Raw genomic sequence first — 19,703 nt, forward strand, 5'->3', positions numbered from 1 at the left:
GTCTCCTTGTCTTGTCCGGGCATGAAAAAGCCCGTTGCCGCGCGTGTCGAGCGAACGGGCTGGCGACGCGGCGGCGGCCGGCTTACAAGGCCTTGACCAGCTCCGGCACGGCAGTGAACAGGTCGGCCTCGAGGCCGTAGTCGGCCACGCTGAAGATCGGCGCCTCGGGGTCCTTGTTGATCGCGACGATCACCTTCGAATCCTTCATGCCGGCCAGGTGCTGGATCGCGCCGGAGATGCCGGCGGCGATGTACAGCTGCGGCGCGACGATCTTGCCGGTCTGGCCGACCTGCCAGTCGTTCGGCGCGTAGCCGGCATCCACAGCGGCGCGGCTCGCGCCCAGCGCGGCACCGAGCTTGTCGGCCAGCGGCGTCAGCACCTCGTTGAACTTGTCGCTGGAGCCGAGCGCGCGGCCGCCCGAGACGATGATCTTCGCGGCGGTCAGCTCGGGGCGGTCGTTCTTCGCGATCTCGGCGCCGACGAAGCTGCTCTTGCCGTTGTCGGCCGCCGCCGTCGTGCTCTCGACCGCGGCCGAACCGCCGCTCGCGGCGGCCGGGTCGAAGCCGGTCGTGCGCACGGTCAGCACCTTGACCTTGTCGCTGCTCTGCACCGTGGCGATCGCGTTGCCGGCGTAGATCGGGCGCTCGAAGGTGTCGGGGCTGTCGATCTTGGTGATGTCGCTGACCTGCGCGACGTCGAGCTTGGCCGCCACGCGCGGCGCGATGTTCTTGCCGCTCGCGGTGGCGGGGAACAGGATGTGGCTGTAGGCGGAGGCCACGGCCAGCACCTGCGCCGCGACGTTCTCGGCCAGGCCGTGCGCGAACTGCACGCCGTCGGCGTGCAGCACCTTGGTGACGCCGGCAATCTGCGCGGCGGCCTGCGCGGCGCCGGCGGCATTGCTGCCGGCGACGAGCACGTGCACCTCGCCGCCGCACTGGGCAGCCGCGGTCACGGTGTTGAGGGTGGCGCCCTTGATCGAGGCGTTGTCGTGTTCAGCCACTACGAGTGTTGTCATGTCAATTCCATGTCTTGGGCGGCATGCAGGCCGCACGAATCGGAAGAAACCCAGCGGACGCCGTGGAACCGGCTTTGCCGGGCCACTGGCGGCGCCCCCTCGAGGGGGTGGCGCGAAGCGCCTCCGGGGGTGGGTGCCATCACCTTCAGATCACCTTGGCTTCGGTCTTGAGCTTGGAGACGAGCGTGGCCACGTCGGCCACCTTGATGCCGGCGCTGCGCTTCGGCGGCTCGCTCACCTTCAGCGTCTTCAGGCGCGACGTCACGTCGACACCCAGGTCGGACGGCTTCAGCACCTCGAGCGTCTTCTTCTTCGCCTTCATGATGTTGGGCAGCGTCACGTAGCGCGGCTCATTGAGGCGCAGGTCGGTGGTGACGACCGCCGGCAGCGTGACCTTCAGCGTCTCGAGGCCGCCATCGACCTCGCGCGTGACGGTCGCGGCGCCATCGGCGATCTCGACCTTGCTCGCGAACGTGGCCTGCGGCAGGTCGGCCAGCGCGGCCAGCATCTGCCCGGTCTGGTTGCAGTCGTCGTCGATCGCCTGCTTGCCGAGGATCACCAGCCCCGGCTGCTCCTTGTCGACCAGCGCCTTCAGCAGCTTGGCCACCGCCAGCGGCTGCAGCTCTTCGGTGGTCTCGACCAGGATCGCGCGATCGGCGCCGATCGCCATCGCGGTGCGCAGCGTCTCCTGGCACTGCGTGACGCCGAGCGAGACGGCGATGACCTCGGTCACCGCGCCCTTCTCCTTCAAGCGGACCGCTTCTTCGACGGCGATCTCGTCGAACGGGTTCATGCTCATCTTGACGTTGGCGATGTCCACGCCGCTGCCATCGCTCTTGATCCGCACCTTGACGTTGTAGTCCACAACGCGCTTGACCGCGACCAATACCTTCATTCGCACGCTCCTGATGACTCTGAAAGGGTTGATCGATTCTAGTGGCCGGGCCTCGGACACCCCGCGCGCGGCAGCGGGGGAGACCCTGCTGCGGCATCGAAATAGAACGATCGTGCTTTTTTGATTCTCGCACAGGTCGGGGCGGTTTCGGCGTCGCCTGCGAGACGTTCGCGTCGAATGCGTTGCTAGACTGCGCCGCCATGCCCGAGCCCCACGCTGCCGAGACCCCTGCCGTCGCCTGCATCGGCGTGTTCGATTCGGGGCTCGGCGGCCTGTCGGTGCTGCAGGCGCTGCGCCGGCAATTGCCGCAGGCGCCGCTGCGCTACCTGGCCGATTCGGCGAATGCGCCGTACGGCGACCGCAGCGAGGCCTTCATCGTCGAGCGCTCGCAGCGCATCGCGCAGCACCTGGTGGCGCATGGCGCGACGCTGCTGGTGGTCGCGTGCAACACCGCGACGGCCGCAGCGGTCGCCCGCCTGCGCGAGCGCTGGCCGGCATTGCCGATCGTCGGCGTCGAGCCCGGGCTGAAGCCGGCGGTGGCGGCAAGCCGCAACGGCCGCATCGGCGTGCTCGCCACCACCGGCACCTTGCGCAGCGAGAAATTCCGGCAGTTGCTGGCACGGCAAGGCGATGCGGTGCACATCGTGGCCCAGCCCTGCCCGGGCCTCGCCGACCTGATCGAACGCGGCGCGCTCGACACGCCGGAGCTGCGGGCGCTGGTCGAGCGCTGCTGCGCGCCGCTGCGCGACGCGGGGGTCGACACTGTCGTGCTCGGCTGCACGCACTACCCGTTCGTGCGGCACCTGATCGCCGCGGCGATGGGAGCACAGGTGCAGCTCATCGACACCGGCGATGCGGTGGCCCGGCGCGCGGCGCAGCTGTGGCAGGCCAGCGGCGCGGCGCCCGCGGCCGCCGACGTGGTGATGCTGGAGACGACCGGCGACGTGGCCGCGCAGCAGCGGGTGGCCGCCGGCTGGCTGGCGTTCCGCTGCGAGGTCAGCGCTGCTGACGTCTGATCAACGCAGGACCAAGCGATCAATTGCGCGCAGGCCCGCTCCGACGCCTGCGCCGCTACGGCCGGGCTTGCAGCATGGCTGCCATCTTCTGGTGGATCAGGTTGATCGCCTTCAACGGCCGGATCAGCACCTTGAAGTCGACGATCCGGCCGGCGTCGTCCCACGTCAGCATGTCGACGCCGTTGACGGCGATGCCGTCGATCTCGACCTGGAACTCCAGCACCGCGTCACGCGGGCCGACGACCTCGCGGACGTACTTGAAGCTCTCGTTGAAGAACACGTGGAACGCCGCGCCGAGGTACTGGGCCGTGACGGCCTTGCCGACCTGCGGCGTGTGCACCACCGGCGAGTGGAAGACGACCTGGTCCGAGAGCAGCGCTCCCAGGCCCTTCGCATTGCGCGTGGCGACGAGTTCGTGCCAGACCGCCAGCGTGTCGATGCTCATGGCTTCCTCGCGGAGGGTCAGGGAATCTGCATGTCCTCGCGGGCACGGCCGTTCGCGATCTGGTCGCGGAACCACTGCGGCGGCTTGCCCAGCCCGACCCAGGTCTGGGTCGGGTCGGCCGGGTTCGCATACTTGGCCTTGCGCTCGTCGCCCGGGGCCGACGGCGCCTTCGCGGCCTTCGCGGGCAGGTAGGGCTTCAGCGCTTCGATGCCTTCGGCGATGTTGAAGCCGCCCATCTGCAGCTTCTTGGCATAGCCGTCGGCCAGGACCTTCAGTTCCTCGGTGCGCTTGGATTTGAGCGCCGCTTCGGTTTCTTCCAGCAGAGCGCGCAGCTCGGCGTACGACATACCCTTCAGTTCGGTCATCTCGGTGGTCCTGACGTGGATCGGAAAATGCGAAGACCGATAGTCTATGTGCCGATTGGTCGTTTTTTGAGATTGGCCCCCTGGAGCTTTCAGGCGCCGCCATGTCAGCGCCCCTCCGCGAGCGCCGCGGCGGCATCGTCGCCGAGTCCCCGCCCCTCTGCCGCCAGAGCGGCAGCCCCCTCAGCGCCCAAGCGCTCCCGCACCGCTTCTTCCGCCTGCGCCAGCCGGGCCCGTTCATCGCGATCGGGCGACGCACCGCGCAAGGTCCACAAGCGGCTCACATGCCCGACCAGTCGACCGGCGGCCTCGAATCGCTGCAGGTCCAGCAGCAGCAACAGCACGCCCTGCCAAGGCACCGTCGTGCCGAAGCGACGCCCCGCCGCCAGCGAACGGGGCACCAGCGCCCGGGCCTCGGCCGACTGGCCCAGCAACACCCGCGCTTCGATCAGCACGTTCAATGCCCACGGCAGGTTGCCGTTGGTGTCGCCACCGTCCGCATCGATGCGTTGCAGCAGCGCTTGGCCACGCGCTGCCGCCTCGGCAGGGCGGCCCAACGCGACCAGCGCCGCGCAGACGTTGCTCTCGGCCGCCTGCGCCATGTCGCCCCAGCCGAGTTCGCGCGACATCGCAAGCTCCTGCTCGCGGCAGGCCAGCAAGGCCTGCAGGTCGCCCCGCAGGCGCCCCCCGGGACAAGCGCATCAAGCTGATGCTGACCTACCCGATGACGACCGGCCGCAACTTCGACGAGATCCTGCGCGTGCTCGATTCGATGCAGCTGACCGCGAAGCACAAGGTCGCCACGCCGGTGAACTGGAAGCCGGGCGACGACGTGATCATCGTGCCGTCGGTCAGCGACGAAGACGCGAAAGCGATGTTCCCGGCCGGCTGGAAGGCAGCGAAGCCCTACCTGCGCGTCACAAGGCAGCCGGGCTGACGCGCGAGATCAACCCGCCACCCTTCGGCGCGGCGAGCGGGCGATCTTGATCGGCTGCTCGCGCGGCGTCAGGCCCAGCAGCCCGGCCGCCACCGTCGGCACGGTGATCGCATCCTGCAGCGTCATCGCGTCGAGCTCGGCCATGAAGGCATCGACCGCGCGCGCCAGCCCGCGCTTCAGGTTGCAGGCCGCGAAGATCCGGCAGCCGTGCGCCACCGACGTGTCGTGGCACGCCACCACCGCGAAGTCCTTCTCGGCCATGCGCACGATGTCGCCGATCGAGATCTCGTCCGGCGCCCGCGCCAGCATCGCACCGCCGGCGCGGCCGCGCGTCGTCGCGATGAAGCCGTTCAGCCCCAACTCGTGGACGATCTTGGTCAGGTGGTTGCGCGAGATGTCGTAGGCGCCAGCGATCTCGTCGATGGTCGAGACGCGACCCGTCGGCCACGCCACCGCGAGGTACATCATCACGCGCAGCGTGTAGTCGGTGTAGACGGTCAGGCGCACGGTACGCTCCAGCAAACAAGCACGCTGCAGTCTACTTTAGGGGTGGGACAAAGTGGCATACCTTCCAAGCTTGCCAGCCGCGGATCGCCGGCTTTAAGATGCATTTCTAATGCATCAATAAGCACGCAACATGTCCATGCCCGACGCCCCTCGTTCCGATGACCCGGACCGCTGATGCGCACCCCACCTCCGAGGAACTTCCCATGAGCACCGTCGCCATCCTGTTGTCGGCTTTCGTCCTGTCGGTCGTCGCGCTGCTGGTCTTCGTCTGGAGCCAGCGCAGCGGCCTGCTCGACCAGAACGCCCGCGGCGCCGAAGTGATCTTCGCGCCGGGCGAGATCGGCTCGCCCGAAGACCCGTCGATCAGCGCCGCGCAGCGCGCCGGCATCGGCCAGGCCCCCCCCGCCGGCACGGCGCTGCCCGAGCTCGCCGACCGCGTGAGGGCCGATGCGTCGACCGCGCCGCTGGTGTTCTTCTTTTTCTGCTGCGCGTTCGCCTGGCTGCTGGTCGCGTCGGCCGCCGGCCTCACCGCGTCGATCAAGCTGCACGAGCCTGATTGGCTGGTGTCGCAGGCCTGGCTGACGTTCGGCCGCATCCGCACCATCCACCTGAACGCGGTGGCCTATGGCTGGGCGCCGATGGCGGGCCTGGGCATCGCGCTGTTCGTGATCCCGCGCCTCTTGAAGACCGAGCTGGTCGGCGCGCGCTACGCCTTCCTCGGCGCGGCACTGTGGAACGCCGCGCTGATCGCCGGGCTCGGCAGCATCGCGGTGGGCGTCAGCGACGGCCTCGAATGGCTGGAGATCCCGTGGCAGATCGACATGCTGTTCGTCGCCGGCGGCGCGCTGGTCGGCGTGCCGCTGGTGCTGACGCTGCTGCGCCGCCGCGTCGACCACCTGTACGTCTCGGTCTGGTACATGGGCTGCGCGTTGTTCTGGTTCCCGGTGCTGTTCTTCGTCGCCAACGTTCCCGGCCTGCACCATGGCGTCGAGCAGGCGACGATGAACTGGTGGTTCGGCCACAACGTGCTGGGCCTGTTCTACACGCCGCTCGCGCTGGCGTCGGTGTACTACTTCCTGCCGAAGATCATCGGCCGGCCGGTGCAGTCGTACAACCTGTCGCTGCTGGGTTTCTGGGGCCTGGCGTTCTTCTACGGCCAGGTCGGCGGCCACCACCTGATCGGCGGGCCGGTGCCGGGCTGGATGGTCACGCTGTCGATCGTGCAGAGCGTGATGATGGTGGTGCCGGTGGTGGCCTTCACCGTCAACCAGCACCAGACGCTGAAGGGCCACCTGCAGGCGCTGCGCCGGTCGCCCACGCTGCGCTTCATCGGCTTCGGCGGGCTGATGTACACCGCCAGCTCGATCCAGGGATCGTACGAGGCGCTGCGCAGCGTCAACGTCGTCACGCACTTCACGCACTACACGGTGGCGCATGCCCACCTCGGGCTCTACGGCTTCGTGACGATGGTGTTCTTCGGCGCGATCTACTTCATCGTGCCGCGCATCACCGCAAAGGAATGGCCGTCGCCGCCGCTGATCGCGGCGCACTTCTGGCTGTCGGCGATCGGCATCACGGTGTACTTCGTGTCGCTGAGCATCGGCGGCTGGCTGCAGGGCAAGGCGATGCTCGACGCGAGCCGGCCGTTCATGGAATCGGTGGCGCTGACGCTGCCCTACCTGAAGGGCCGCAGCATCGGCGGCGCGCTGATGGTGGCCGGCCACCTGGTGTTCGTGCTGCATTTCGTGCGGCTGCTGATGGACCGGTCGCCGCAGCGCGACGCGCCGGCCCGCCTGGAAATCGCCTGATGCCCTCTGCAGCACCTCAACGGACAACGCCATGAAGAACGAAGTCAGCCTGCTCGCCGGTGGCATGACCATGCTGGGCATCGCGACCAGCGCGCTGGTCGTGATCCCGTACATGACGGTGCGCGACGCACCGCCGGTCGCCGGCCTGAAGCCCTACACCAGCGCCCAGCTGCGCGGCCGCGAGGAATACATCCGCAACGGCTGCGTCTACTGCCATTCGCAGCAGCCGCGGGCCCGCGAGTTCGCACCCGACTTCCAGCGCGGCTGGGGCCGCGCGACGGTGGCCGGCGACTACGCCTACGACGCGCCGCACCTGCTCGGCACGATGCGCACCGGCCCCGACCTGATGAACATCGGCGTGCGCCAGCCGAGCGACCAGTGGCACCTGGGGCACCTGTTCCAGCCGCGCGCCTACGTGCGCGGCAGCATCATGCCGAGCTACCCGTTCATGTTCGAGCTGAAGGACGAACCCGAGCCCGGCGATGTCGAGGTGCGCGTGCCGGCCGGCTACGCGCCCGGCGGCAAGGCGGTGATCGCGAGCAGGGAAGCGCTCGACCTGGTCGCCTACCTGAAATCGCTGGACCGCAGCTACCCGGTGCTGGCGGCGCCTGCACCCGCGGCCTCCGCCACGACCCGCTGACGAGGAGGACAGCCATGGACTCGAACACGCCACCCCCACAACGACGCGAGAACCCTGACCCGCACGAGGAGCGCAAACCGATCCCGTGGCCGCTGCTGATCCTGGTGGCGCTGCTGGTCGGCTTCGGCGTCGTCTACATCGCCTGCGCCCACGTCGACACGCCGTCGGCCTGGGGCGACGGCCGCAGCCGCGCCGAGCTCGAAGGCGAGGTCAAGACCGCCGGCGCCGCGGTGGATGGCGGCGCGCTCTATGCGTCGCTGTGCGCCGCCTGCCACCAGCCGACCGGTCTGGGCCTGCCCGGCGTGTTCCCGCCGCTGGCCGGCAGCGAATGGGTGGCCGGCAAGGACACGACGGCCGCCGCGATCGTGCTGCACGGCATCACCGGCCCGGTGACGGTGAAGGGCACGGTCTACAACGGCGCGATGCCCGCCTTCAAGGCCCAGCTGGGCGACGAGCAGATCGCCGCGGTGCTGAGCCATGTGCGCAGCCAGTGGGGCAACAGCGCGACGGCGATCACCGCCGCCACCGTGGCCCAGGTGCGTGAACAGACGAAGGCCCGCAGCGAGAGCTTCACGGGCGACAAGGAGCTTCCCCCGCATGACTGAGCCTGTCCATCAAAAAGCGCTTGACCGCGCCCAGGTCGAAACGCTGGTGCACGAGTTCTATCGCGACGTGCGCAGCGACGAGCTGCTCGCCCCGGTGTTCGGCGCGGTCATCGGCGACGACTGGAGCGTGCACCTGCAGCGCATGGTCGAGTTCTGGAGCACGGTGATGCTCGGCTCGCGCAGCTTCCGCGGCAATGTGTACGGCAAGCACATGGCGATCGACGGCGTGCGACAGGAACACTTCCTTCGCTGGATCACGCTGTGGCACCGCCACACCGACCGGCTGTTCTCAAGAGAGGTCGCCGAAGAATTCCAGCGCACCGCGCACGGCATCGGCCGCAACCTGTTCCACGGCTTCTTCGGCGAGTTCCCGAAGTTCGTGATGCGCGACGGCGTGGCCATCGGCCATGAGCCGGACGCGTGGGTCGCGCCCTGACAGGTGATGCGTTCGATGCGCGACACCCCCCTGCCCCACGCGACGCGTCGCCCGCTGTGGCCGACGCTGCTGTGTTGCGGCGCGCTGCTGGCCTTGTTCATCGGCGCGGTCGCGCGCATCAGCCACGGCTTCGAGTTGTGGACCTTCGAATCGCTGCGGCGGGCGCAGGCGCAGCAGGGGCTGCTGCAGGCCTCGCCGCTCGCCGCGACCTTGAGCGACGGCAGCCGGCGCGCACTGTGGCCGCATGCCGATGCGCCGCGCGCATTGCTGGTCGACTTCATCTACACCCGCTGCCCGGGCGTGTGCCAGGCGCTGGGCTCGGAGTACCAGCGCATGCAGGACGAACTGGCCCGCCCGCACGTGAGCGGCGGCGTGCGGCTGCTGTCGCTGTCGTTCGACGTGGCGCACGACGACGTGCCGGCGCTGGCCTCGTACGCGAAGCTGCACCATGCCGCGCCGGCGCAGTGGTGGATCGCGGTGCCGGCGGTGGACGACTCGCAGCGCCTGCTCGGCGAGCTGGGCGTGGTCGCGGTGCCGGACGGCGTCGGCGGCTACGTGCACAACGGCGCGATCCACCTGCTCGACGGCGAAGGCCGGGTGCGCGGGATCTTCGACTACGACGCCTGGCCGCAGGCGCTCGCCGCGGCGCAGCGCCTGGCCGGGGCGGCGCGATGACGCTGCCACGGCGGGCCGGGCTCGCGCTGCCCGCGATCGCGCTGCCGGTGCTGCTGGCGCCACCGCTGCGCCACCTGCTGGAAGCGAGCATGGCGCTGCACATGCTGGTCGAGTTTCCGCTGCTGTTCGCGACCGGCTGGGCTGCGGCCTCGCTGTGGCCACGCGCGGCGAATGCAGGTTCGCGCTGGGATGTCGAAGGCCTGTCGAGCGCGCTGCTGATGCTGGTCACCGCCAGCTTCTGGATGCTGCCGGTGGCGCTCGACCTGGCGCTGCTGAGCCCGTGGGTCGCCTTCGCGAAGGCCCTGAACTGGCTCGCCGCCGGTGCCGCGCTGGCGCGTGCCGTCTGCCGCTGGCGCCGCGAGCTGCGGCTCTTCGTGCTGTTCAATCTCGCGTGGATGATGGCGACCGCCGGCCTGCTGTACCGCGAGAGCGAGAACCGCCTCTGCGTGAACTACCTGGTCGACCAGCAGGCGTGGGCCGGCACCGGGCTGCTCGGCCTGGCGCTGCTGCTCGGTGCGCTGGCGGTGCACCTGGCGATCGATGAACCCGCCGAGGCGCCCGACGCCGCATCGCGAACCGCGTGAAGGTCGGACGACCCGAGCCCGTCCAGCCGGCCCGACACCCTGCCCGCGGCGACAATGCCGCCGCATGAGCCATCAGTTGCCGCCTTCCCAGGACCCCGAGCTGCTGAGGCGACTGCTGCGCGCCAAGGACCGCATGGATGCCGCGTCGCACGAGGCCTGGCCGGTCGAGCGGCTGGCACGGGTCAGCGGGGTCTCCGAGGCGCATTTCGCGCGCTCGTTCAAGCAGGCCTTCGGGACGCCGCCGCACCGCTACCTGCTGACGCGGCGCATCGAGCGGGCGACCGCGCTGCTGCGCGAGACCGAACTGCCGATCACCGAGATCGCGTTCCAGACCGGCTGGGAGAGCCTGGGCACCTTCGGGCGCACCTTCCGCGACGTCACCGGCGACAGCCCGAGCGCGCTGCGCGCCCGCACCCGGGCCGCGGCGCAGGACCCCGGCCGCGTGCCGGCCTGCGTGCTCAGCGCGGCGCACCGGCCCGACCTGGCGACCGCAGTTTCGGAGAAGCGGCGCCTGGAGGCGGCCGCTATAAACGGCACCCACATCAACCGTTCCCCGAAAAAGGAAGCTCCATGACCCAAGGTATCGAAGTGGTGGGCCTGTACGTGCGAGACCAGGACGAGGCGCTCGCGTTCTATGTCGACAAGCTCGGGTTCCGCGTGCACACCGACGTGCGCAACGGCGACTACCGCTGGCTGACGGTGCAGCACCCGGAGCAGCCGTCGTTCCAGCTCGGGCTGAGCGTGCCGGGCGCGCCGGCGCTCGACGCCGAGACCGCGCAGGCGCTGCGCGCCATCGTCGCGAAGGGCGGCATGCCGCCGCTGGTGCTGAAGGTGGCCGATTGCCGTGCCGCCTGCGAGCGCATGCTGGCCCGCGGCGTGGAGTTCACGCAGGAGCCGATCGAGCGCTACGGCACGGTGGATGCCGGCTTCCGCGATCCGTCGGGGAATGGCTGGAAGATGATCCAGTCGCGCGGCTGATGGCCGTCGGGCCTGGCCAGCACCTGGCAGACATGGGCGCGCGGCGCGTAGGCGTCGAACGCAAGCATCGTGTCCCACTTGAAATGAGGCCCGATGTCAGAGAACCGCGGCGGCCTCCGGCCGCTTCGCGCCGATGAAATCGACGAACGCGCGCAGCGGCGCCGGCAGGTAGCGCCGGCTCGGGTAGTAGAGGAACGGGCCGGTGAACGACGGCCACCACGGCTGCAGCACCGGTTCGAGCGCGCCGCTGTCGAGCGCCGGCCGCAGCCAGTCCTCGAACAGGTAGATCACGCCGGTGCCGGCCACCGCGGCATCGACCGCCAGGTCGGTGGCCGCGCCGAGGCGCACGATCAGCGGACCGGTGGGGTCGACCTTCAGCAGCTCGCCGTCGCGCTCGAACTCCCACGGCGGCATCGAGCCGCTGCTGAAGCGGCCGCGCAGGCAGGCGTGGGCCAGCAGCTCGCGCGGATGCTCGGGGCGGCCGCGGCGGTCGAGGTACGCCGGCGATGCCGCCGCCGCGAAGCGCTGCACCCGCGGGCCGATCGGCACCGCGATCATGTCCTGCTCGAGCCGCTCGTCGTAACGGATGCCGGCATCGCAACCGGCCGCGAGCACGTCGACGAAGCTGTCTTCGGCCACGATGTCGAGGCGGATGTCGGGGTAGGCCGCGAGGAACGCCGGCACGATGCGCGGCAGCACCAGCCGCACCGCGCTGATCGGCACGTTGAGCCGCAGCGTGCCGGCCGGCCGGTCGCGAAAGCCGTTGACCACGTCGAGCGACGCTTCGACCTCGACCAGCGCCGGTCCCAGCCGATCGATCAGCCGCGCGCCGGCTTCGGTGGGCGCCACGCTGCGGGTGGTGCGGTGCAGCAGCCGCACGCCGAGCCGGGTTTCGAGCCGGCGCACGGCCTCGCTGAGGCTCGACGCACTGCTGCCGGTGGCGCGCGCCGCGTCGCGGAACCCCCCTGCCCGCGCAACGGCCAGCAAGGCCGTGAGATCACCCAGGTCGACCGCCATTGTTCGAGATTCCGTACAGCCTGTGCCGATAGAGCCATCTTATCGTTCGAGTCGAGGGTCGATAGATTCACAGCCTCACGAAAGGAAACTCCCATGATCGACCTCGGCAAGGCAGGCAACTTCAAGCTCGGCACACGTGCCGTCAACCGCTTGGGCTACGGCGCGATGCAGCTCGCCGGCAAGGGCGTCTTCGGTCCGCCGAAGGACCGTGCCGGCGCGGTCGCGGTGCTGCGCGCCGCGGTGGACAGCGGCGTGAACCACATCGACACCAGCGACTTCTACGGCCCGCACATCACCAACCAGATCATCCGCGAGGCGCTGCACCCGTACCGCGACGACCTGGTCATCGTCACCAAGGTCGGCGCGCTGCGCGGCGACGACGGCTCGTGGAACCCGGCCCTCTCGCGCCAGCAGCTGACGCAGGCGGTGCACGACAACCTGCGCCACCTCGGCCTCGATGTGCTGGAGGTCGTCAACCTGCGCAGCATGCTCGACGTGCACGGGCCGGCCGAGGGCTCGCTCGAGGAGCCGCTCAGCGCGCTGGCCGAATTGCAGCAGCGGGGCCTGGTGCGCCACATCGGCCTGAGCAACGTGACGCCGACCCAGGTGGCCGACGGCCGGAAGATCTGCGCGATCGCCTGCGTGCAGAACCTGTACAACCTCGCGCACCGCGACGACGACGCGCTGGTCGACGAGCTGGCGCGGCACGGCACCGCCTACGTGCCGTTCTTCCCGCTCGGCGGCTTCAGCCCACTGCAGTCGACGGCGCTGTCCGAGGTGGCGAACGCGCTCGGCGCAACGCCGATGCAGGTGGCGCTCGCGTGGCTGCTGCAACGCGCGCCGAACCTGCTGCTGATCCCCGGCACGTCGTCGCTCGGGCACCTGCGCGAGAACCTGGCGGCGGCCGAGCTGCGCCTGCCGGGCGACGCGGTCGCGACGCTGGACCGGATCGCGGGCGGGGCTTCGCCGCGCTAGCCGGGCAGCCGCCGGTCCCTCTGTCGGCGACACGCCGCGCAGCAGGATCGGCAACGCGGCTTGCAGGCCCGGCTCGGGCGCACCAGCGCCCGCTTCAGCCGAACAGTCCCGCGGCGGTGTAGGCCGCGATGACCTGGTCGAAGGCTTTCAGGTCCTCGCGCCCGCGGGCCATCAGCTGCGCCCCTTCGATGGCCGCGAGCACCGCCAGCGCCTGCGCTTCCAGCGCCTTCGCCTTCAGCCGCGGCTGGCGCTCGGCCAGCACCTCGACCAGCCAGCGGGTGTTCACCGCGATGAAGCGGTCGACCTCCCCGCGCACCTGCGCCGGCAGGTCGTCGTATTCAGCGGCCAGGATGCCGCACAGGCACATCCGGTTGTCGTTCTCGAGCGCCCTGCGGAAGACCGCGGTGTAGGCGGCCATGCGCTGCGCGTGGTCCTGCGTCGATTCGCGCAACGCGTCGAAGAACGCCGCGGCCTCGTCGGTGTACTGGCTCGCGAGCGCCGCCGCCAGGTCGCCCTTGGTCGGGAAGTGGTAATGCACGCTCGCGCTCTTGATGCCGACCTCTTTCGCGAGTTCGCGAAAACTCAGGGCGTTGTAGCCGTGGGACTGAACCGCGGCGCGGGCGGCCAGCATGATCTCTGCGCGCGTGTCTGTGCTCATCGACGCACTTTATCACACTATCTATCAGTAGATCAGATTGACGGACCGGGCTCGCCTCGCCTACAGTGCGGCGCCTACCTATCGACCGATAGGTAGTTAACCAACCCGAGTCCAGACCCATGAAAATCCACGACCGCCCCGGCTTCCCCAACCCCGCCCGCATCCGCATCGCGCTCGCCGAGAAAGGGCTCGACGCGCGGGTCGAGTTCGTGCCGGTCGACCTGATCGGGGCCGAGCACAAGCAGCCCGCCTTCCTTGCGAAGAATCCGTCGGGCGTGCTGCCGGTGCTCGAACTCGACGATGGCAGCTTCATCTCCGAAAGCACGGCCATCACCGAGTACCTCGACAACCTCGACGGCCAGCCGACGCTGACCGGCCGCACGCCGCGCGAGAAGGCGATGGTCCACATGATGCAGCGGCGTGCCGAGGCGTATGTGCTCGACCCGGTCGGCCTCTACTTCCACCATGCGACGCCGGGGCTCGGCAGCGCGCTGCAGGCCTTCAAGAGCCCCGATTGGGACGGCCGCGCCGAGATGGGCCGGCGCGAAGGCGCGAAGGCCGTGGCCGGCATGACCTACTTCAACGGCGTGCTGAAGGACGCGCCCTTCGTGGCCGGCGACAGCTTCTCGATGGCCGACATCACCTTGTTCGCCGGGTTGATGTTCGCCGACGCCGCCGGGCTGGCGGCGCCGGCCGGCAGCAGCGCGCTGCTGCAGTGGCGCGAGCGCGTCGCGCAGCGGCCGAGCGTGAAGAACCGCAGCGGGCAGGCCTTCCTGCCGGTCGACCTGAAGCGCATGGGATTCTGAGCACCCCTCCGCCATGCGCCGGGCGCTCGAATTGTGTATGATGATCGTCATGCGAAATTCGACAACCAGCGCCCGAGCAGCCGCCAAGGAGGCCACGCACGAGCGCATCGTGGCGGTGGCCGCCCGTGCCATCCGCCGCAGCGGCTACGACGGCACCGGCGTCGCCGACATCATGAAAGAAGCGGGGCTGACGCACGGCGCGTTCTACGCCCACTTCGCGTCGCGCGAGGCGATGCTGGCCGAAGCGTCGGCGCAAGCCTGCGCGGAGTCCGCCGCGGCGGCGGCCGGCGTGGTGGCCCGCGTGCCGGCCGACCTGGCGCTGGCGTCGATGCTCGGGGCCTATCTTTCCAGCGAGCACCTGGAGAATGCCGAACGGGGCTGTCCGCTGGTCGCGCTGGGGTCGGAGACCTCGCGCCAGGCGCCGGAAGTGCGTCGCGCGACCACCCGGTACATCAAGGAAATGATCGACCTGCTGGCGCGTCAGTTGCCCGACTGGGGACAGCCAGCGGCCCACGAGCGCGCGCTCGTCACCCTCTCGACGATGGTCGGTGCCATGCTGCTGGCCCGCGCCGTCGATGACCCCGCGTTGTCGCACGACCTGCGCCAGACGGCGCTGCAGCGACTGAGCCCCTGAGCCCCGACAGCGGCTGGATCCACCATCGGATCCAGCCGCATTTTTTTGCCAATCTACATGACAATCATCATGCGACATTCACTGCAAGGAACCCCATGAAAGCATTCATCCTCGAGCGCTACGGCAAGCAGCGCGCCCTGACGCTGGCAGAACTGCCGACCCCGGCGCTGCGCGACGACGAGGTGCTGGTCGAGGTGCATGCCGCCGGCGTGAACCTGCTGGACGCCAAGATCAGGAACGGCGAGTTCAAGCTGATCCTGCCCTATCGCCTGCCGCTGGTCCTCGGCCACGACGTCGCCGGCGTCGTGGTCAAGGCGGGACCGCGGGTGCGGCGGTTCAAACCGGGCGACGAGGTCCACGCGCGCGTGGACGACTTCCGGATCGGCAGCTTCGCCGAGTTCGTTCCGGTCCGGGAAGCCTCCTTGGCGCTCAAGCCGCAGGGCCTGACGATGGAAGAGGCAGCGTCCATCCCGCTGGTGGGCCTGACCGCATGGCAGGCGCTGGTCGAGAAGGCCAGGCTGGCGAAGGGGCAGAAGGTCTTCATCCAGGCCGGCTCCGGCGGCGTCGGCACGTTCGCGATCCAGCTCGCCAGGCACCTGGGCGCGACGGTCGCGACGACGACGAGCGCTGCAAACACCGCGCTCGTGAAGGGGCTGGGCGCCGAGGTCGTCATCGACTACCGGACGCAGGATTTCGAAAGCATCCTGCGCGACCAGGACGTGGTGCTGAACAGCCAGGACGGCAAGACGCTCGAGAAATCGCTTCGCGTGCTGAAGGCCGGTGGCCGGCTCATCTCCATCTCCGGGCCGCCCGACCCCGACTTCGGCAGGGACATCGGGGCACCCGGCTTCGTCAGGCTGGCGATGCGGCTGCTGAGCGCCGGCGTCAGGCGCCGGGCCGCCGCGCGCGGCATCGACTACGCCTTTCTCTTCATGAAGGCCGACGGGCGCCAGCTGCAGCAGATCGCGCGGCTGATCGAAGACGGCGCGATCCGCCCGGTGATCGACAAGGTCTTTCCGTTCGCGGCCACCAACGAAGCGCTGGCCCACGTCGAATCCGGTCGCGCGAAGGGAAAGGTCGTCATCCGGGTGAAGTGAGGGCCTTGTCGACCATGTGGTGCGCCAGCGTGCCGTAGAGCGGCCGGCTGATCATGCGCGACACCAGGCTGGCCAGCATCGCCGCGGACATCAGGCTGAGCACCATCGAGTGGCCGTCGACCATCTCCATCACGATGATGAAGGCGGTCAGCGGCGCCTGCGTGACGGCAGCCAGGAAGCCGGCCATGCCCATCGCGATCAGCGCCGGCCCGAGCTCGCTGGCGGCCAGCCGGGCCACCGCATCGCCGATGCCGGCGCCGATGGCCAGCGACGGCGCGAAGATGCCTCCCGGCACGCCGCACCAGGCGGTCAGCCAGGTGGCGATGAACTTCAGCCCGGTGTACAGCGGCGTCAGTTCGTCGTGCCCGTTCAGCATCTGCTTGACCGCCTCGGAGCCGGCGCCGAACGTGACACCGCCGCACACCAGCCCGATGACGGCCACCGCCAACCCGCCGGCAGCCGCGAAGCGCACCGGAAAGCGCGCCCGCAGCGCATTCAGGCGGCCCGGCGCACCGGTCAACGACGCGATCAGCAGCCGCGCGAACAGCCCGCCGGCCGCGCCGCTCAGCAGCGCGACCAGCAGGCCGGGCCACAGCGCATCCCAGCCGAGCCGCGGCACCCTGATCACGCCGAAGTAGCTGGCGTTGCCGAACACCGACACGCCCACCAGGCCGGCCAGCACGATGGCGGCGATGATCAGCCCGCTGGAGCGCGCCTCGAGCCGGCCCGACAGTTCCTCGATCGCGAACACCACGCCGGCCAGCGGGGCGTTGAAGGCCGCCGCGATGCCGGCCGCACCGCCGGCCACCAGCAGCGCGCGACCGTCGATCGCCGTGCCGGGCGAGAGCCAGCGCCGGGCGTCCTGCATCACGCCGGCGGCCACCTGCACCGACGGCCCTTCGCGGCCGATCGACAGGCCGGCCGCGAAGCCTGCGACGCCGAGGCCGATCTTGGCCACGGTCAGGCGCAGCGACGCGAACAGCGCGCGGCGCTCTTCGGGCAGCGCCGGGTCCAGCGCCGCCTTGATCTGCGGAATGCCGGACCCCGAGGCGCCCGGGAACCAGCGGATCGTGAGCCAGACGATGCCGGCGGTGAGCAGCGGTGTGGTCAGCAGCACGGCCCAGGGCCAGCCGCGGTGGTACTGCAGGAACAGGCCGGAGACCGCGTCGCTCGCGAGCGTGAAGGCCACGACGGACAGGCCGGCAGCCACCGCGTAGCCCAGCACGACGGCACGGTCGAACCAGGTGCGGCCGTTCGACAGCTCGGCGCGCAGGTGGTGAAGGAAATCGGGTTCGCTGTGTTTCATCGCCTGAACCATACCTGCTGTCGGCCGGTCAGGAACGCCGCTTGCCCGATTGCGGCGAGGGCCGCCCATACCGGGCGGCCTGCAACCTGCGAGGCACCGCATGAACCAGGATCGCACCCCTTCCGCGAGCAAACCGCCGCGGGCCGAGCCGCTGCAACCCGACAAGCCGGGCAGCGGCGACGAACTGACCAGAGCGCCAGGCGAGACCGCGCAAAACGGCGCCGCGACACGCGACAGTGCACGCCGGCAGAAGCAACAAAGCGATGCCGCGCTCGACAACGTTCGCCAAGGCCATGACTGACGGCAAGCCGGAAGGCGACCCCATGCAGGACATCGAAGGCAAGGCCATGACCTTGCGGCCTGCCGCACACCCCGTGGGCAACGGCCGCTGGGAGGCCGAGCTGACCGCGTGGTGGGACCAGGGCGAGAACACCTACGAGCGGACGATGCTGCTCGACGGCGAGTTTCCGTCGAAGGACGCGGCATTGCAGCACGCCGCGCACGAGGCCCGGCCGTTGGCCGCAATGACCGAGGTGCCCCCGGCTTGGCTGACCTGAGCTGGCTGCGGCGGCACACCGGTTGCCGGCATCGCTCGCGACATCACACGGAGCCGAACATGGATCGACACGACGACACCCCGCTCTCCCGCCGACAGATCGTCGGCGGCATGGCCACCGGCCTCGCCGCGGCGGTGACCAGCCCGGCCATCGCGCAGAGTGCCGCCAGCGCAGCGTCCGGCGCGGCGCCCTCCCCGGCGGGCAACCCGGCCGAGAAGTACCCGAAGCCGCCATTCCCGAACCAGTCCCAGCCCTGGCCGGGGCTGGCCGGAAAGATGCAGCCGCGGCCCGACCATGGCGAGTCCAGCTACAGGGGCTCGGGCCGGCTGGCCGGGCGCCATGCGCTGATCACCGGCGGCGACAGCGGCATCGGGCGCGCCGCGGCCATCGCCTATGCCCGCGAAGGCGCCGACGTCGCGATCAACTACCTGCCGGCCGAGGAACCCGACGCGCGCGAGGTGGTCCGGCTGATCCAGGCGGCCGGCCGCAAGGCGGTGGCGCTGCCCGGCGACATCCGCAGCGAGGCGTTCTGCCAGCGCCTGGTGAGCGACGCGGTGCAGCAGCTGGGCGGGCTCGACATCCTGGTCAACAACGCGGGCCGGCAGCAGAGCCAGGACTCGATCAAGGACATCACCACCGAACAGTTCGACTGGACGATGAAGACCAACGTGTACGCGATGTTCTGGATCACCAAGGCGGCGCTCGCGCACCTGCAACCCGGCGCGGCCATCATCAACACCGCATCGGTCAACGCCTACGACCCGTCGGAGAACCTGATCGACTACGCGATGACGAAGGCGGCGATCATGAATTTCACGAAGGGCCTGGCGAAGCAGCTCGCGAAACAGGGCATCCGCGTCAACGGCGTCGCGCCGGGGCCGTTCTGGACCGCGCTGCAGGTCAGTGGCGGCCAGACGCAGGAGAAGCTCGCGAAGTTCGGTGGCGACACGCCGATGGGCCGCCCCGGCCAGCCGGCCGAACTGGCGCCGGTGTACGTGCAACTGGCGGCGGCGGACGCGAGCTACATCACCGGCCAGATCTACGGCGCCTCCGGCGGGCGCGGCAATCCCTGACGGCGCGATGCCCAAGGCGCCTGGCGCGAGCGGCGATGCCTCGCACGACAAGGCGGCGCGCGCGCTGGCCCGCCTGCGCCGCAGCGCGGCCACCTGCCGCGAATGCCCGCTGGGCGAGCGCGCCACGCAGACGGTGTGGGGCGAAGGCCGGCCGAACGCCCGCTGGATGTTCGTCGGCGAACAGCCCGGCGACAAGGAGGACCGCGAGGGGCATCCGTTCATCGGCCCCGCCGGCCGGCTGCTCGACCAGGCGCTCGACGAGCTCGACTGGCCCCGCGAGAGCCTCTACGTGACCAACGCCGTCAAGCACTTCAAGTTCGAGATGCGCGGCAAGGTCCGCAAGCACAAGACGCCGGCGCAGCTGGAGATCATCGCGTGCCATCACTGGCTGGAAAGCGAGATCGCGACGGTCCGGCCCGAGATGCTGGTTGCGCTCGGCGGCACCGCGGCGCGTGCGCTGCTCGGCCGGGCGGTGAAGGTGTTGAGCGAGCGCGGGCGGTGGCTGCTGCGCGAAGACGGGCTGCCGGTGCTCGTCACGCTGCACCCGGCCGCGCTGCTGCGCGGCGAGCCTGCGCAGCGCGAGCAGGCCGTGCGCGCGTGGGTGGCCGATCTGCGCCGGGCGCAGCGCGGGCCTGCGGCTGGAACGCCGGGCTGACCGCCGCCTTCAGCACGCGCTC

Annotated in this window: 26 protein-coding genes and 1 pseudogene; 18 read left to right on the forward strand and 9 right to left on the reverse strand. The window is 70.1% G+C overall.

Going from position 1 to position 19,703, the window contains the following annotated elements:
* Positions 1-82: 82 nt before the first annotated feature.
* Positions 83-1,015, reverse strand: coding sequence for an electron transfer flavoprotein subunit alpha/FixB family protein (locus tag FHT26_RS01840; RefSeq protein ID WP_168558478.1), 933 nt, complete (start codon positions 1,013-1,015; stop codon positions 83-85).
* Positions 1,016-1,160: 145 nt separating this feature from the next.
* A complete protein-coding gene (locus FHT26_RS01845; RefSeq protein ID WP_168558479.1) occupies positions 1,161-1,910 on the reverse strand; it encodes an electron transfer flavoprotein subunit beta/FixA family protein in 750 nt (249 codons plus the stop codon).
* Positions 1,911-2,110: 200 nt separating this feature from the next.
* Between FHT26_RS01845 and murI the strand changes: the two genes are divergently transcribed.
* The gene (gene murI / locus FHT26_RS01850) at positions 2,111-2,926 is read left to right on the forward strand and encodes a glutamate racemase (protein WP_168558480.1); all 816 of its coding nucleotides are present in this window, start codon (positions 2,111-2,113) and stop codon (positions 2,924-2,926) included.
* A 55-nt stretch (positions 2,927-2,981) separates the two neighbouring features.
* Here the strand turns inward: murI and FHT26_RS01855 are convergent, their stop codons facing one another.
* The 3 genes from FHT26_RS01855 to FHT26_RS01865 all read right to left on the reverse strand — a co-directional run bounded on the left by FHT26_RS01855 (position 2,982) and on the right by FHT26_RS01865 (position 4,362).
* On the reverse strand, positions 2,982-3,371 hold the full coding sequence (locus FHT26_RS01855) for a nuclear transport factor 2 family protein (protein WP_168558481.1): 390 nt from the start codon (positions 3,369-3,371) through the stop codon (positions 2,982-2,984).
* 17 nt (positions 3,372-3,388) lie between these two features.
* Positions 3,389-3,736 (reverse strand): H-NS histone family protein, encoded by a 348-nt coding sequence (locus FHT26_RS01860; protein ID WP_168558482.1) that lies wholly within the window; start codon positions 3,734-3,736, stop codon positions 3,389-3,391.
* A gap of 104 nt (positions 3,737-3,840) precedes the next feature.
* The gene (locus FHT26_RS01865) at positions 3,841-4,362 is read right to left on the reverse strand and encodes a hypothetical protein (protein WP_168558159.1); all 522 of its coding nucleotides are present in this window, start codon (positions 4,360-4,362) and stop codon (positions 3,841-3,843) included.
* Between the two features lie 62 nt (positions 4,363-4,424).
* Here FHT26_RS01865 and FHT26_RS01870 point away from each other — a divergent pair.
* Positions 4,425-4,670 (forward strand): annotated as a pseudogene (locus FHT26_RS01870) (thioredoxin domain-containing protein); the annotation flags it as partial.
* 9 nt (positions 4,671-4,679) lie between these two features.
* On the opposite strand, the gene FHT26_RS01875 reads toward FHT26_RS01870, so the two are convergent.
* Entirely contained in the window at positions 4,680-5,177 is a 498-nt protein-coding gene (locus FHT26_RS01875; protein ID WP_168558483.1) for an Rrf2 family transcriptional regulator, read from the reverse strand.
* A gap of 203 nt (positions 5,178-5,380) precedes the next feature.
* Between FHT26_RS01875 and FHT26_RS01880 the strand changes: the two genes are divergently transcribed.
* The 8 genes from FHT26_RS01880 to FHT26_RS01915 all read left to right on the forward strand — a co-directional run bounded on the left by FHT26_RS01880 (position 5,381) and on the right by FHT26_RS01915 (position 10,903).
* Positions 5,381-6,985, forward strand: a complete 1,605-nt coding sequence (locus FHT26_RS01880) for a cbb3-type cytochrome c oxidase subunit I (protein WP_168558484.1) — start codon at positions 5,381-5,383, stop codon at positions 6,983-6,985.
* 31 nt (positions 6,986-7,016) lie between these two features.
* Positions 7,017-7,625, forward strand: coding sequence for a cbb3-type cytochrome c oxidase subunit II (locus FHT26_RS01885; RefSeq protein ID WP_168558485.1), 609 nt, complete (start codon positions 7,017-7,019; stop codon positions 7,623-7,625).
* A 14-nt stretch (positions 7,626-7,639) separates the two neighbouring features.
* Positions 7,640-8,230 carry a c-type cytochrome gene (locus tag FHT26_RS01890; RefSeq protein ID WP_168558486.1) on the forward strand — a complete coding sequence of 197 codons (591 nt, stop codon included), beginning with the start codon at positions 7,640-7,642 and terminating at the stop codon, positions 8,228-8,230.
* A complete protein-coding gene (locus FHT26_RS01895) occupies positions 8,223-8,666 on the forward strand; it encodes a group III truncated hemoglobin (RefSeq protein ID WP_168558487.1) in 444 nt (147 codons plus the stop codon). The genes FHT26_RS01890 and FHT26_RS01895 overlap by 8 nt, the downstream gene beginning before the upstream one ends.
* Before the next feature lie 15 nt (positions 8,667-8,681).
* The gene (locus tag FHT26_RS01900; protein ID WP_168558488.1) at positions 8,682-9,341 is read left to right on the forward strand and encodes an SCO family protein; all 660 of its coding nucleotides are present in this window, start codon (positions 8,682-8,684) and stop codon (positions 9,339-9,341) included.
* Positions 9,338-9,925 carry a hypothetical protein gene (locus FHT26_RS01905; RefSeq protein ID WP_168558489.1) on the forward strand — a complete coding sequence of 196 codons (588 nt, stop codon included), beginning with the start codon at positions 9,338-9,340 and terminating at the stop codon, positions 9,923-9,925. Before FHT26_RS01900 ends, FHT26_RS01905 begins: the two co-directional genes overlap by 4 nt.
* A gap of 64 nt (positions 9,926-9,989) precedes the next feature.
* Positions 9,990-10,499, forward strand: coding sequence for a helix-turn-helix transcriptional regulator (locus tag FHT26_RS01910; RefSeq protein WP_168558490.1), 510 nt, complete (start codon positions 9,990-9,992; stop codon positions 10,497-10,499).
* Positions 10,496-10,903, forward strand: a complete 408-nt coding sequence (locus tag FHT26_RS01915) for a VOC family protein (protein WP_168558491.1) — start codon at positions 10,496-10,498, stop codon at positions 10,901-10,903. Before FHT26_RS01910 ends, FHT26_RS01915 begins: the two co-directional genes overlap by 4 nt.
* A gap of 96 nt (positions 10,904-10,999) precedes the next feature.
* On the opposite strand, the gene FHT26_RS01920 is transcribed toward FHT26_RS01915, so the two are convergent.
* Positions 11,000-11,920, reverse strand: a complete 921-nt coding sequence (locus FHT26_RS01920) for a LysR family transcriptional regulator (protein WP_168558492.1) — start codon at positions 11,918-11,920, stop codon at positions 11,000-11,002.
* Between the two features lie 93 nt (positions 11,921-12,013).
* On the opposite strand from FHT26_RS01920, the gene FHT26_RS01925 reads away from it, so the two are divergent.
* Positions 12,014-12,895 carry an aldo/keto reductase family oxidoreductase gene (locus tag FHT26_RS01925; RefSeq protein WP_168558493.1) on the forward strand — a complete coding sequence of 294 codons (882 nt, stop codon included), beginning with the start codon at positions 12,014-12,016 and terminating at the stop codon, positions 12,893-12,895.
* A gap of 94 nt (positions 12,896-12,989) precedes the next feature.
* Here FHT26_RS01925 and FHT26_RS01930 read toward each other — a convergent pair whose 3' ends face one another.
* A complete protein-coding gene (locus tag FHT26_RS01930) occupies positions 12,990-13,553 on the reverse strand; it encodes a TetR/AcrR family transcriptional regulator (RefSeq protein ID WP_210427199.1) in 564 nt (187 codons plus the stop codon).
* A 119-nt stretch (positions 13,554-13,672) separates the two neighbouring features.
* On the opposite strand from FHT26_RS01930, the gene FHT26_RS01935 reads away from it, so the two are divergent.
* From FHT26_RS01935 to FHT26_RS01945, 3 genes are all read left to right on the forward strand, one after another.
* The gene (locus tag FHT26_RS01935) at positions 13,673-14,359 is read left to right on the forward strand and encodes a glutathione S-transferase family protein (protein WP_168558494.1); all 687 of its coding nucleotides are present in this window, start codon (positions 13,673-13,675) and stop codon (positions 14,357-14,359) included.
* A gap of 37 nt (positions 14,360-14,396) precedes the next feature.
* Positions 14,397-14,993: a TetR/AcrR family transcriptional regulator gene (locus FHT26_RS01940; RefSeq protein ID WP_168558694.1), complete on the forward strand. Its 597-nt coding sequence runs from the start codon at positions 14,397-14,399 to the stop codon at positions 14,991-14,993.
* 95 nt (positions 14,994-15,088) lie between these two features.
* On the forward strand, positions 15,089-16,090 hold the full coding sequence (locus FHT26_RS01945; RefSeq protein ID WP_168558495.1) for an NADP-dependent oxidoreductase: 1,002 nt from the start codon (positions 15,089-15,091) through the stop codon (positions 16,088-16,090).
* Here FHT26_RS01945 and FHT26_RS01950 read toward each other — a convergent pair.
* Positions 16,074-17,396: a chloride channel protein gene (locus tag FHT26_RS01950; protein WP_168558496.1), complete on the reverse strand. Its 1,323-nt coding sequence runs from the start codon at positions 17,394-17,396 to the stop codon at positions 16,074-16,076. The genes FHT26_RS01945 and FHT26_RS01950 overlap by 17 nt on opposite strands.
* A gap of 100 nt (positions 17,397-17,496) precedes the next feature.
* On the opposite strand from FHT26_RS01950, the gene FHT26_RS01955 reads away from it, so the two are divergent.
* The 4 genes from FHT26_RS01955 to FHT26_RS29625 are packed head-to-tail and all read left to right on the forward strand — an operon-like array spanning position 17,497 to position 19,681.
* Positions 17,497-17,697, forward strand: a complete 201-nt coding sequence (locus FHT26_RS01955; RefSeq protein ID WP_168558497.1) for a hypothetical protein — start codon at positions 17,497-17,499, stop codon at positions 17,695-17,697.
* A complete protein-coding gene (locus FHT26_RS01960; RefSeq protein WP_168558498.1) occupies positions 17,690-17,953 on the forward strand; it encodes a hypothetical protein in 264 nt (87 codons plus the stop codon). The genes FHT26_RS01955 and FHT26_RS01960 overlap by 8 nt, the downstream gene beginning before the upstream one ends.
* A 59-nt stretch (positions 17,954-18,012) precedes the next feature.
* Positions 18,013-19,026, forward strand: coding sequence for an SDR family oxidoreductase (locus FHT26_RS01965; RefSeq protein ID WP_168558499.1), 1,014 nt, complete (start codon positions 18,013-18,015; stop codon positions 19,024-19,026).
* Between the two features lie 7 nt (positions 19,027-19,033).
* Entirely contained in the window at positions 19,034-19,681 is a 648-nt protein-coding gene (locus FHT26_RS29625) for a UdgX family uracil-DNA binding protein (RefSeq protein WP_246867664.1), read from the forward strand.
* Positions 19,682-19,703 lie beyond the last annotated feature (22 nt).

Source organism: Rhizobacter sp. SG703, assembly GCF_012275445.1.
GTDB lineage: Bacteria > Pseudomonadota > Gammaproteobacteria > Burkholderiales > Burkholderiaceae_C > Rhizobacter.

Bases quoted from the DNA above. Each gene is read 5' to 3' on its own strand.
- FHT26_RS01840 (WP_168558478.1), bottom strand. From the start codon at position 1,015: ATGACAACACTCGTAGTGGCTGAACACGACAACGCCTCGATCAAGGGC.
- FHT26_RS01845 (WP_168558479.1), bottom strand. From the start codon at position 1,910: ATGAAGGTATTGGTCGCGGTCAAGCGCGTTGTGGACTACAACGTCAAG.
- murI (WP_168558480.1), top strand. From the start codon at position 2,111: ATGCCCGAGCCCCACGCTGCCGAGACCCCTGCCGTCGCCTGCATCGGC.
- FHT26_RS01855 (WP_168558481.1), bottom strand. From the start codon at position 3,371: ATGAGCATCGACACGCTGGCGGTCTGGCACGAACTCGTCGCCACGCGC.
- FHT26_RS01860 (WP_168558482.1), bottom strand. From the start codon at position 3,736: ATGACCGAACTGAAGGGTATGTCGTACGCCGAGCTGCGCGCTCTGCTG.
- FHT26_RS01865 (WP_168558159.1), bottom strand. From the start codon at position 4,362: ATGTCGCGCGAACTCGGCTGGGGCGACATGGCGCAGGCGGCCGAGAGC.
- FHT26_RS01880 (WP_168558484.1), top strand. From the start codon at position 5,381: ATGAGCACCGTCGCCATCCTGTTGTCGGCTTTCGTCCTGTCGGTCGTC.
- FHT26_RS01885 (WP_168558485.1), top strand. From the start codon at position 7,017: ATGAAGAACGAAGTCAGCCTGCTCGCCGGTGGCATGACCATGCTGGGC.
- FHT26_RS01890 (WP_168558486.1), top strand. From the start codon at position 7,640: ATGGACTCGAACACGCCACCCCCACAACGACGCGAGAACCCTGACCCG.
- FHT26_RS01895 (WP_168558487.1), top strand. From the start codon at position 8,223: ATGACTGAGCCTGTCCATCAAAAAGCGCTTGACCGCGCCCAGGTCGAA.
- FHT26_RS01900 (WP_168558488.1), top strand. From the start codon at position 8,682: ATGCGCGACACCCCCCTGCCCCACGCGACGCGTCGCCCGCTGTGGCCG.
- FHT26_RS01905 (WP_168558489.1), top strand. From the start codon at position 9,338: ATGACGCTGCCACGGCGGGCCGGGCTCGCGCTGCCCGCGATCGCGCTG.
- FHT26_RS01910 (WP_168558490.1), top strand. From the start codon at position 9,990: ATGAGCCATCAGTTGCCGCCTTCCCAGGACCCCGAGCTGCTGAGGCGA.
- FHT26_RS01915 (WP_168558491.1), top strand. From the start codon at position 10,496: ATGACCCAAGGTATCGAAGTGGTGGGCCTGTACGTGCGAGACCAGGAC.
- FHT26_RS01920 (WP_168558492.1), bottom strand. From the start codon at position 11,920: ATGGCGGTCGACCTGGGTGATCTCACGGCCTTGCTGGCCGTTGCGCGG.
- FHT26_RS01925 (WP_168558493.1), top strand. From the start codon at position 12,014: ATGATCGACCTCGGCAAGGCAGGCAACTTCAAGCTCGGCACACGTGCC.
- FHT26_RS01930 (WP_210427199.1), bottom strand. From the start codon at position 13,553: ATGAGCACAGACACGCGCGCAGAGATCATGCTGGCCGCCCGCGCCGCG.
- FHT26_RS01935 (WP_168558494.1), top strand. From the start codon at position 13,673: ATGAAAATCCACGACCGCCCCGGCTTCCCCAACCCCGCCCGCATCCGC.
- FHT26_RS01940 (WP_168558694.1), top strand. From the start codon at position 14,397: ATGATGATCGTCATGCGAAATTCGACAACCAGCGCCCGAGCAGCCGCC.
- FHT26_RS01945 (WP_168558495.1), top strand. From the start codon at position 15,089: ATGAAAGCATTCATCCTCGAGCGCTACGGCAAGCAGCGCGCCCTGACG.
- FHT26_RS01950 (WP_168558496.1), bottom strand. From the start codon at position 17,396: ATGAAACACAGCGAACCCGATTTCCTTCACCACCTGCGCGCCGAGCTG.
- FHT26_RS01955 (WP_168558497.1), top strand. From the start codon at position 17,497: ATGAACCAGGATCGCACCCCTTCCGCGAGCAAACCGCCGCGGGCCGAG.
- FHT26_RS01960 (WP_168558498.1), top strand. From the start codon at position 17,690: ATGACTGACGGCAAGCCGGAAGGCGACCCCATGCAGGACATCGAAGGC.
- FHT26_RS01965 (WP_168558499.1), top strand. From the start codon at position 18,013: ATGGATCGACACGACGACACCCCGCTCTCCCGCCGACAGATCGTCGGC.
- FHT26_RS29625 (WP_246867664.1), top strand. From the start codon at position 19,034: ATGCCCAAGGCGCCTGGCGCGAGCGGCGATGCCTCGCACGACAAGGCG.